Origin of the sequence: Streptomyces niveiscabiei (genome assembly GCF_001419795.1) — a bacterium.
Taxonomy (GTDB): Bacteria; Actinomycetota; Actinomycetes; order Streptomycetales; family Streptomycetaceae; genus Streptomyces; species Streptomyces niveiscabiei.
On record NZ_LIRL01000793.1, the window covers coordinates 1 to 9,476 of the forward strand.

Sequence of the window (9,476 nt, forward strand, 5' to 3'; positions counted from 1 at the left end):
CGCTCACCCTGCCCCTGCTGGAGCCCGAGGAACTGCCCGGCACCGAGGACGCGGAGATCGACGACGAACGCGACCTGGAGGAGCTGAAGGAGGCGTTCGAGCGCACCGAGTACGCACGCCGCACGCCCTACCGCGTGGAGGCCCCCTTCCAGCTCTCCCTCGCGGGCCGCGTCGTACGGGGCCGTATCGACGCTGTCTACAAGGAGGGCGACGGCGCGACGGCGTCGTACGAGATCGTCGACTGGAAGACCCACCGGGAGCGGACCGCCGACCCCCTGCAACTCGCGCTGTACCGGCTCGCGTGGGCCGAGCAGGAGGGCGTTCCCGTGGAATCCGTCACAGCGGCGTTCCTCTACGTGAGGACCGGAGACGTCGTCCGGCCCCCGCAGCTGCCCGGAAGGGCCGCTCTGGAGCGGATTCTGCGGGGTGCGGAGGCCCCCGGACAGCCCCCGGCGGGGGTCCGGGCGCCCGGCGACGATGTCGGTGCGGCCGGATAGGCTCGTGGACATGAGCCAGCCCATTGACAACGCCGTCAGTGACGTCAGCGCCGTCCGCGTCGTCCGTGCGTACATCGAGGAGCACCGGGCCGCCTTCCTCGGCGACCTCGCCGAGTGGCTGCGCATCCCCTCGGTCTCCGCCCAGCCGGAGCACGCTCCCGACGTCCGCCGCAGCGCCGACTGGCTCGCCGCGCAGCTCACCGCGACCAACTTCCCCGTCGTCGAGGTCTGGCCCACTCCCGGCGCCCCCGCCGTCTACGCGGAGTGGCCCGCGGGCGACCCCCAGGCCCCCACCGTCCTCGTCTACGGCCACCACGACGTGCAGCCCGCCGCCCGCGAGGACGGCTGGGACACCGACCCCTTCGACCCCGTCGTCCGCGACAACCGCCTCTACGCGCGCGGGGCGGCCGACGACAAGGGCCAGGTCTTCTTCCACACCCTGGGCGTGCGCGCCCACCTCGCCGCCACCGGCCGCACCGCCCCGGCCGTCCACCTGAAGCTGCTGATCGAGGGCGAGGAGGAGTCCAGCTCCCCGAACTTCCGCGCCCTCGTCGAGGCCAACGCCGGTCGGCTCGCCGCCGACGCGGTGATCGTCTCCGACACCGGCATGTGGGCCGAGGACACCCCCACGGTCTGCACCGGCATGCGCGGCCTCACCGACTGCGAGATCCGCCTGCACGGCCCCGACCAGGACATCCACTCCGGCTCCTTCGGCGGCGCCGTCCCCAACCCGGCCACCGAGGTCGCCCGCCTCGTCGCCGCCCTGCACGACGAGCACGCGCGCGTGGCGATACCCGGCTTCTACGACGGCGTCGTCGACCTCACCGACCAGGAGCGCGCCCTCTTCGCCGAACTGCCCTTCGACGAGGAGCGCTGGCTGCGCACCGCGCACTCGTACGCCGCTCAGGGCGAGGCCGGCTACAGCACCCTGGAGCGCGTCTGGGCGCGGCCCACCGCCGAGGTCAACGGCATCGGCGGCGGCTACCAGGGCGCCGGCAGCAAGACGATCGTCCCCGCCTCCGCGTTCGTGAAGCTGTCGTTCCGGCTCGTCGCGGGACAGGACCCCGACACCGTCGAGAAGGCCGTCCGCGCGTGGGTGGCCGCACAGGTGCCCGCCGGGATCCGCTGCGAGATCGACTTCAGCCCCGCCACGCGCCCGTGCCTGACCCCGCTCGACCACCCGGCGCTCCAGTCCGTCGTCCGCGCGATGGGGCTCGCCTTCGAGCAGCCCGTCCGCTTCACGCGCGAAGGCGGCTCCGGGCCCGCCGCCGACCTCCAGGAGGTCCTCGGCGCCCCGGTGCTGTTCCTGGGCATCTCCGTCCCCTCCGACGGCTGGCACGCGCCGAACGAGAAGGTCGAACTCGACCTCCTCCTCAAGGGCGTCGAGACCACCGCCCACCTGTGGGACGACCTCGCGCGCACCTGGCGCCATGCGCCCTGACACCCGACCGCACCCGCCCCTGCCGTACGTCCCGCCGAACCAACCGCCGCACCGGGGGAGTTGGAAGTACCCGTGACCACCTGGACCGACCCGAACGCCGACCGGCCCGTGTCGCTCACCGCACCCAGCGGCATCGACCGCGCCGCCCACCACCGGCTCGACGAGGCGTGGCTCGCCGCGGCGTGGAGCCACCCCACCACCCGCTGCTTCGTGGTCTCCGGCGGACAGGTCCTCATCGACGAGACGCCCGACGGCCGGACCGAACTCGTCATGACGCCCTCCTTCGAGGCGCCGCTCACCGAGGCGCACCGCTACTTCCTGGGCACCGACGAGGACGGCGTCAGCTACTTCGCCCTCCAGAAGGACGCCCTGCCCGGCCGCATCGACCAGTCCGCGCGCCCCGCGGGCCTGCGCGAGGCCGGCCTGCTGCTGTCCGCGCGCGACGTCGGCCTGATGGTCCACGCCGTCGGCCTGGAGAACTGGCAGCGCACCCACCGTTTCTGCTCCCGCTGCGGCGAACGCACCGTCATCGCCGCCGCGGGCCACATCCGCCGCTGCCCGGCCTGCGGCGCGGAGCACTACCCGCGCACCGACCCGGCCGTGATCATGGCCGTCACGGACGACGAGGACCGCCTCCTGCTCGGCCGCCAGGTCCACTGGCCGGAAGGGCGCTTCTCCACGCTCGCCGGGTTCGTCGAGCCCGGCGAGTCCATCGAGACCTCCGTGCGCCGCGAGGTCTTCGAGGAGGTCGGCGTCACCGTCGGCCGCGTCGAGTACGTCGCCAGCCAGCCCTGGCCCTTCCCGTCCAGCCTGATGCTCGGCTTCCTCGCGCACGCCACGTCCACCACCATCGACGTCGACGGCGACGAGATCCACGAGGCCCGCTGGTTCTCCCGCGACGAACTGGGCGCCGCCTTCGAGTCCGGCGAGGTCCTGCCGCCCTACGGCATCTCCATCGCCGCCCGCCTGATCGAACTCTGGTACGGCAAGCCCCTGCCGACCCGCAGCTTCATCTGAGCACGAGGACCATGCGGAAAGGGGCGGCCCCGGTGAACCGGGACCGCCCCTCTCGCGCGTCCGCGCCTACGCGCCGACCTTCTGCTTGACCTGCGCCAGCGACGGGTTCGTCAGCGTCGAGCCGTCCGGGAACAGCACGGTCGGCACGGTCTGGTTCCCGCCGTTCGCCTTCTCGACGAAGGCCGCGGAATCCGGGTCCTGCTCGATGTTGATCTCGGTGTACGCGATGCCCTCGCGGTCCATCTGGCTCTTCAGCCGACGGCAGTAGCCGCACCACGTGGTGCTGTACATCGTCACAGTGCCCGGCATGTCTCTCGCGCTCCTTCGGCGGGTCGGGGAAGTGTGCTCGCAGAGGAGGAACGTACGCGCATGCCCCGCCATTCCCGGCACCGGAGCCCTCGGGCGTGACGACCGCCGCATCGGTACGACAATCGAGCCACGCCTGTGGATAACTTTCCCGCCCGTCTCCGCGGACCTGGCAGCATGGCGGTGTGACAGCAGCAACGCACTCCCCTCTCTTCCCGCAGGCACCGGACTCTGCCGACGCGGTGCTCGAAGGGCTCGACCCCGAGCAGCGCGAGGTGGCGACCACCCTGCGCGGCCCGGTGTGCGTGCTGGCCGGCGCCGGCACGGGCAAGACCAGGGCGATCACCCACCGCATCGCCTACGGGGTCCGCGCGGGCATCCTCCAGCCCTCCAGCGTCCTCGCCGTCACGTTCACCAACCGCGCGGCCGGCGAGATGCGCGGCCGGCTGCGCCAGCTCGGCGCCCAGGGCGTCCAGGCGCGGACGTTCCACTCCGCCGCCCTGCGCCAGCTCCAGTACTTCTGGCCGAAGGCGGTCGGCGGCGCCCTGCCCCGCCTCGTCGACCGCAAGTTCCAGCTCGTCGCCGACGCCGCCGCCTCCTGCGGACTGCGCCTCGACCGCGGCGAACTGCGGGACGCCACGGCCGAGATCGAGTGGTCCAAGGTCACCCAGACCGTCCCCGCCGACTACGCGCCGGCCGTCGCCAAGGCGGGCCGCGACGCCCCCCGCGACCCCGCCGAACTCGCCCAGGTGTACGCCGCCTACGAGAACCTCAAACGCGAACGCGGCGTCATCGACTTCGAGGACGTCCTGCTGCTGACCGTCGCCGTCCTCCAGGACCGCCGGGACATCGCCGACCAGGTCCGCGCCCAGTACCAGCACTTCGTGGTCGACGAGTACCAGGACGTCAGCCCCCTGCAACAGCGCCTCCTGGAGCTGTGGCTCGGCGACCGCGACGACCTGTGCGTGGTCGGCGACGCCAGCCAGACCATCTACTCCTTCACCGGCGCCACCCCCGACCACCTCCTCGACTTCCGCACCCGCCACCCCGGCGCGACCGTCGTCAAACTGGTCCGCGACTACCGCTCCACCCCCCAGGTCGTCCGCCTCGCCAACGGCCTCCTCGCCCAGGCCGGCGGCCGGGCCGCCGACCACCGGCTCGAACTCGTCTCCCAGCGCGCGCCGGGACCCGAGCCCGCCTACACCGAGTACACCGACGAACCCGACGAGGCCGAAGGCGCCGCCCGCCGCATCCGCGACCTGCTCACGGCCGGCGTCCCCGCCGCCGAGATCGCGATCCTCTTCCGCACCAACTCCCAGTCCGAGACGTACGAACAGGCCCTCGCCGACGCCGGCATCCCCTACCAGCTGCGTGGCGCCGAGCGGTTCTTCGACCGGCCCGAGGTCCGCAAGGCGACCGCCTCCCTGCGCGCCGCCGCCCGCTTCGGGAACAACGACTCCGCGCTGGACGACGCCGTGGACCTGCCCTCGCAGGTGCGTGCCGTCCTCTCCGGCGAGGGATGGACGACAACGCCCCCGGCGGGCTCCGGGGCCGTCAGGGAGCGCTGGGAGTCCCTCGCCGCCCTCGTCCACCTCGCCCACGACTTCACCGCCGCCAAGCAGGACGCCACGCTCGCCGACCTCGTCGCCGAACTCGACGAGCGCATGAACGCCCAGCACGCCCCGACCGTCCAGGGCGTCACCCTCGCCTCCCTGCACTCCGCCAAGGGCCTGGAGTGGGACGTCGTCTTCCTGGTCGGCGTCGCCGAGGGCATGATGCCGATCACCTACGCCCGCACCGACGAGCAGGTCGAGGAGGAACGGCGGCTGCTCTACGTCGGCGTCACCCGCGCGCGCGAACGGCTCCACGTCTCCTGGGCGCTCGCCCGCTCGCCCGGAGGCCGCGCCAGCCGCCGCCCCTCCCGCTTCCTCGACGGCCTGCGCCCCGGCTCCGGCAGCGCGGCGGGCCGTACGGCGGCCTCGGGCGCCTCAGGGGGCGTCGAGCGCGGCACCCTGCGGGCCGCGGCGGGCCGCGCGGGCGCCCTCGGCCCGTCCCCCCGGCGCCAGCGCACGCCGGCGCGCTGCCGGATCTGCGGGCGCACATTGACCGACGGCGGCGAGCTGAAACTCCTGCGGTGCGACGACTGCCCCTCCGACATGGACGAGGGCCTCTACGAACGCCTCCGCGCCTGGCGAGAGGTCCAGGCCAAGCACACCGGACAGCCCGCTTTCTGCGTCTTCACCGACAAGACGCTGGTCGCCATCGCCGAGGCCGCCCCCGAGGAACCGGGCGACCTCGCGCGCATCCCCGGCGTCGGCCAGCGCAAGCTCAACCGGTACGGCACCGATGTCCTGGCCATCTGCGCAGGTCAGGACCGTGCGGGGGAGGAAGAGGAGGGCTGATGAGAAGTCGTCGAAAAAATAGTTTGCGCATGCCCCGGCAATCCCCATAGGTTCTTAGACACCGGAACGGCGGCCTTCTCGAAGGGCCCTGATCCGTGTTGTACTTGCATATCCGCCGGATCGGGTTCACCCCCGGTCCACGAGACGCCGAGAGGAGGCGATTCCAGTGATCATCAACAAGACCCGCTTCACCAGCACCGTCAAACTGACCGATCCCTCGGTCGTCTCCGTGTGCATCCTCGGCGCCTCGAACCCGGGCACCGGTCTGTCCGGCCTCCGCGCCGGCCGGTCCGAGTCGCTCTCCGTCGCCCCCGCGAGCGTTCCCGCCCGCGACGAGCGACCGATGAAGGCACTGGAAGCAGTAGAGGCACAGGCCCTGTCCTATGTCTTTACGGCAGCCGGTGCCGGAAACCCGAAGCAGACGACGCAGCACCACCAGATGTGGGCCTTCCGCGGGCCAGATCCCTGGAGTGATCCAGCCTGATCGACGATCAGGTCGGCGCCTTCAGGGCCGCGGAACCCCATCCGGGATCCGCGGCCCTTCTGTTTGTCCCCACACCGGGGACAGGCAGCAGAGGGAGCCTCGGGACGACAAGCCGACACCGGCCCAACAGGGCCGGTCCGACAGACGAGGAAGACGAAACCGTGCAACTCGAAGCGCACGAAACGTCCGTACCGCCTTCCGAAACGATCCCCCCGCCCGGTCTCCAGGAGGACCCCGCCTTGACTCCCCTCACCGCGCTCACCGCGCTCGACGACGCCATCGAGAACCTCGGCGTACCCGTTCCCTGCCGCTCCTACGACCCGGAGGTCTTCTTCGCCGAGTCGCCCGCGGACGTGGAGTACGCGAAGTCCCTCTGCCGTACCTGCCCCCTGGTCGAGGCGTGCCTCGCCGGGGCGAAGGAGCGGCGTGAGCCCTGGGGTGTCTGGGGCGGCGAGCTGTTCGTGCAGGGGGTCGTGGTCGCCCGCAAGCGCCCGCGTGGCCGTCCGCGCAAGAACCCGGTCTCGGCATGAACATCACCGGAACCATCGACCGCCCCCTCACGCACGACCCCCAGAAGCAGGCCCCGATGAAGCCGTCCGTCAGTGAGCCCGTGGGCTCCGCGAACACAGACGTCACCACCAGCGGCGCGAACGACTCGCGTCAGAACAGGAACCGAGAGATGCAACTCATCCCAGAAGCCTTGGCTCGTGCGCATATGCACGAGCGCATGCAGGAGGCCGAGCAGGAGCGGCTGGCCGCTCGTGTGGTCGCCGCGCGGCGGATGCAGCGGCGTGCGGAGCGGGCCTCGCGGCGCGCCCGGCGCGCGCTGGCCATGGCCGTCATGCAGTAAGGCGTACGCACCGTACGACTGAGGTTGTTCGTGGGGCCGGTCCGGTTTCGGGCCGGCCCCTTGTGGCTGTTCGCGCCCGCGCGGCGGAGGGGGCTAGTGAAGGGCGGTCGGGTCCGGCTCGGCGGCGAAGCCCGGGAGCCACTCCTCCAGCTCCTCGCGCAGGCGGACCGTCGCGTTCAGCTGGCACAGGACGCCGATCGTGCTGAGGGTGACGCGGTGGATCAGGAGGTACGACGGGGGCAGGTTCAGCTGCTTGCCCAGTTGGTGCGCGGGGGAGCGGGGGTCGGCGATGCGGGCCGCCTGGGTGCGGATCCAGGAACGGGTGAACGCGAACTCCTCGGCCTGGACCGGCTCGATGATGGGGAGCAGGTAGTCGAGGATCGCGCCGGGGTCCAGGTCGATGGAGTCCTTGACGAAGCCCTCCGCGCGCAGATGCTCGTAGACCGCGCCCGCGTCGCCCGCCAGGGTCATGCGCAGCGCCTCGCCTATCGGCCGGGGCAGACCCCCGGGCAGCCGGTCGACCGTGCCGAAGTCCAGGACGCCCAGCCGCCAGCCGTCCCCGTCCGGGACCAGGCGGAAGTTGCCGGGATGCGGGTCGGCGTGCAGCAGGCCCGTACGCGCGGGGCCCGAGAAGAAGAAGCGCGCGAGCAGCTGACCGGCCCGGTCGCGCTGCTCCGCCGTACCCTCCGAGATCACCTCGGACAGCGGCACGCCCTCGATCCACTCGGTGATCAGGACCTGGTCGGACTGGTGGACCACGGCGGGTACGACGATGTCGGGGTCGTCGGTGAACTCCTGCGCGTGCGCGCGCTGGGCGGTCGCCTCCAGGGCGTAGTCCAGCTCCTCGGAGACGCGGTCGCGCAACTCGGTGATCAGCGGCTTGACGTCCATGCCCGGGACCAGCGGGCCGAGCAGCCGGGCGAAGCGGCTGAGCTGGTTCAGGTCGGACAGCAGGGCCTCGCCCGCGCCCGGGTACTGGACCTTGACCGCGACGTCCCGGCCGTCCCGCCACACCGCGCGGTGGACCTGGCCGATCGACGCGGCAGCCGCAGGCTTGTCGTCGAACTCCAGGAACAGGTCCTGCCAGTCCGCGCCGAGGCGCTCCGCGAGGACCGCGTGCACCGTGCGGACCGGCATCGGCGGGGCCGCCTCCTGAAGCTTCGTCAGGGCCGCGCGGTAGGGGCCCGCGACATCCTCCGGGAGCGCCGACTCGAAGACCGACAGGGCCTGGCCGAACTTCATCGCGCCGCCCTTCAGCTCGCCGAGGACCTTGAAGAGCTGGTCCGCCGTGCGCTGTTGCAGCTCGCGGCCGACGATCTCCGCCGACTCGCCCACGATCCTCTTGCCCAGGCCCCAGGTGGCCCGGCCGGCGATGCCGAGCGGGAGCGCGGCGAGCTTGGCGGTGCGGGTGACCGCCTTGCGGGGAAGATCAGACATGCGCCCTCCAAGTACCCACCGGCCGCGCCGCGTTCGCCGGACGGAGTGACTCCATCGAATGTCGTTGCCCTGCCATTGTCTCGTGCGCCCTCGAGTCCTCCACGGGGTGTTCCTCAACATCGGGAGAAGCTTCGGCAAGAAGGACCCGGGAGGGCCCTTCGGGGTTCCCGGTGACGGCCGCCCCGCACGCGCACGCCGGGTGCGCCTCGATCGTCCGCGCCCGCCACTGGAGCGCCGGGGTGGAGATCTCCCAGCGCGTGCTGTGCGCCGGTGCGGTCAGGCCGTCCAGGAACGCCAGGGCGTGGCCGGCGGCGAGGCCCGCGACCGTGGTGGCCAGGGCGAGATCGCAGGGGAGGGTGGGACGGCGGTGCCCCGAGCGCCACTGGGCGAGCAGGCGCAGCCAGGCCGGGTCGGCGTCGCAGCGGGACTGCTGGAGGCAGCCCGCGCAGGCCGTCTCACCGGGGAGGACGAGCGGGCCGACCACGCCGGTGGCCTCCACCACCCCGGCGTACAGGTGCGGGGTGCCCGAGGCGATCAGGGGGTCGGCGGCGGCCGGGTCCGGTGCGTACACGCCGACGTCGTCGCGCGGGGTGAGGATCACCAGGCCGAAGCCCGGCTCGGGGCCGGGTTCGCGGGACGGCGGACGACCGGGGGAGGCCGCGCGCACCGCACGCCGGGCCGCGTCGCGGCGGGGCTCGCCGATCGTGTCCGCCGACAGGCCGCCCGGCGCCACGTCACCCGGCTCCACCCGGCCCTCGTCGGACACCTCGGCCGTGCCGACGCCCGCCCCCGACAGCAGCGCGGCCAGCAGGGCGCCGACCCGGCCCGCGCCCTGCACCCGTACCCGCGCGCGGCGCCGGGCCGCCAGCAGCCGCATCGCCTCGCCGGGCTCCGGAGCGAGCAGCGACAGCGCGGCCAGGTCGGGGCCCAGCCGCTCCAGGACCTCGCCCCGGCGCCGCAGCGCGTCCGCCTCAGGACCGCCCCCGCGCGCGTCGTCCAGCAGCCCCGCCCCGGCCAGCCCCCGCACCAGCCCGTCCACATA

Annotated in this window: 10 protein-coding genes; 7 read left to right on the forward strand and 3 right to left on the reverse strand. The window is 72.9% G+C overall.

All coding sequences use genetic code 11. The annotated features are described in order from the left end of the window. The 3 genes from AOK24_RS33805 to nudC all read left to right on the forward strand — a co-directional run. On the forward strand, nt 1–497 hold a 497-nt coding region (locus AOK24_RS33805; RefSeq protein ID WP_167376885.1), incomplete at its 5' end, for a PD-(D/E)XK nuclease family protein. A 10-nt stretch (nt 498–507) separates the two neighbouring features. Then, entirely contained in the window at nt 508–1,938 is a 1,431-nt protein-coding gene (locus tag AOK24_RS33810; RefSeq protein WP_055723833.1) for a dipeptidase, read from the forward strand. A 72-nt stretch (nt 1,939–2,010) separates the two neighbouring features. Continuing rightward, nucleotides 2,011–2,955: an NAD(+) diphosphatase gene (gene nudC, locus AOK24_RS33815; protein ID WP_055723825.1), complete on the forward strand. Its 945-nt coding sequence runs from the start codon at nt 2,011–2,013 to the stop codon at nt 2,953–2,955. A 66-nt stretch (nt 2,956–3,021) separates the two neighbouring features. Here the strand turns inward: nudC and AOK24_RS33820 are convergent, their stop codons facing one another. Continuing rightward, nucleotides 3,022–3,264 (reverse strand): mycoredoxin, encoded by a 243-nt coding sequence (locus AOK24_RS33820; protein WP_055723826.1) that lies wholly within the window; start codon nt 3,262–3,264, stop codon nt 3,022–3,024. A 182-nt stretch (nt 3,265–3,446) separates the two neighbouring features. Here AOK24_RS33820 and AOK24_RS33825 point away from each other — a divergent pair, with 182 nt between their 5' ends. The 4 genes from AOK24_RS33825 (at nt 3,447) to AOK24_RS33840 (ending at nt 6,997) form a co-directional block, all read left to right on the forward strand. Beyond that, on the forward strand, nt 3,447–5,663 hold the full coding sequence (locus AOK24_RS33825) for an ATP-dependent DNA helicase UvrD2 (protein ID WP_079057131.1): 2,217 nt from the start codon (nt 3,447–3,449) through the stop codon (nt 5,661–5,663). Nucleotides 5,664–5,829: 166 nt separating this feature from the next. Continuing rightward, nucleotides 5,830–6,147, forward strand: coding sequence for a hypothetical protein (locus AOK24_RS33830; protein ID WP_055723828.1), 318 nt, complete (start codon nt 5,830–5,832; stop codon nt 6,145–6,147). 161 nt (nt 6,148–6,308) lie between these two features. Continuing rightward, the gene (locus tag AOK24_RS33835) at nt 6,309–6,677 is read left to right on the forward strand and encodes a WhiB family transcriptional regulator (protein ID WP_055723829.1); all 369 of its coding nucleotides are present in this window, start codon (nt 6,309–6,311) and stop codon (nt 6,675–6,677) included. Beyond that, on the forward strand, nt 6,674–6,997 hold the full coding sequence (locus AOK24_RS33840) for a hypothetical protein (protein ID WP_055723830.1): 324 nt from the start codon (nt 6,674–6,676) through the stop codon (nt 6,995–6,997). Before AOK24_RS33835 ends, AOK24_RS33840 begins: the two co-directional genes overlap by 4 nt. Nucleotides 6,998–7,090: 93 nt before the next feature. On the opposite strand, the gene AOK24_RS33845 is transcribed toward AOK24_RS33840, so the two are convergent. Beyond that, entirely contained in the window at nt 7,091–8,434 is a 1,344-nt protein-coding gene (locus tag AOK24_RS33845) for an ABC1 kinase family protein (RefSeq protein WP_055723831.1), read from the reverse strand. After that, on the reverse strand, nt 8,427–9,476 hold a 1,050-nt coding region (locus tag AOK24_RS33850; protein ID WP_079057132.1), incomplete at its 5' end, for a ThiF family adenylyltransferase. The genes AOK24_RS33850 and AOK24_RS33845, both read right to left, overlap by 8 nt.

Coding starts and splice junctions, on each gene's coding strand:
- AOK24_RS33840 (WP_055723830.1), top strand. CDS start 6,674: ATGAACATCACCGGAACCATCGACCGCCCCCTCACGCACGACCCCCAG.
- AOK24_RS33845 (WP_055723831.1), bottom strand. CDS start 8,434: ATGTCTGATCTTCCCCGCAAGGCGGTCACCCGCACCGCCAAGCTCGCC.
- AOK24_RS33820 (WP_055723826.1), bottom strand. CDS start 3,264: ATGCCGGGCACTGTGACGATGTACAGCACCACGTGGTGCGGCTACTGC.
- AOK24_RS33810 (WP_055723833.1), top strand. CDS start 508: ATGAGCCAGCCCATTGACAACGCCGTCAGTGACGTCAGCGCCGTCCGC.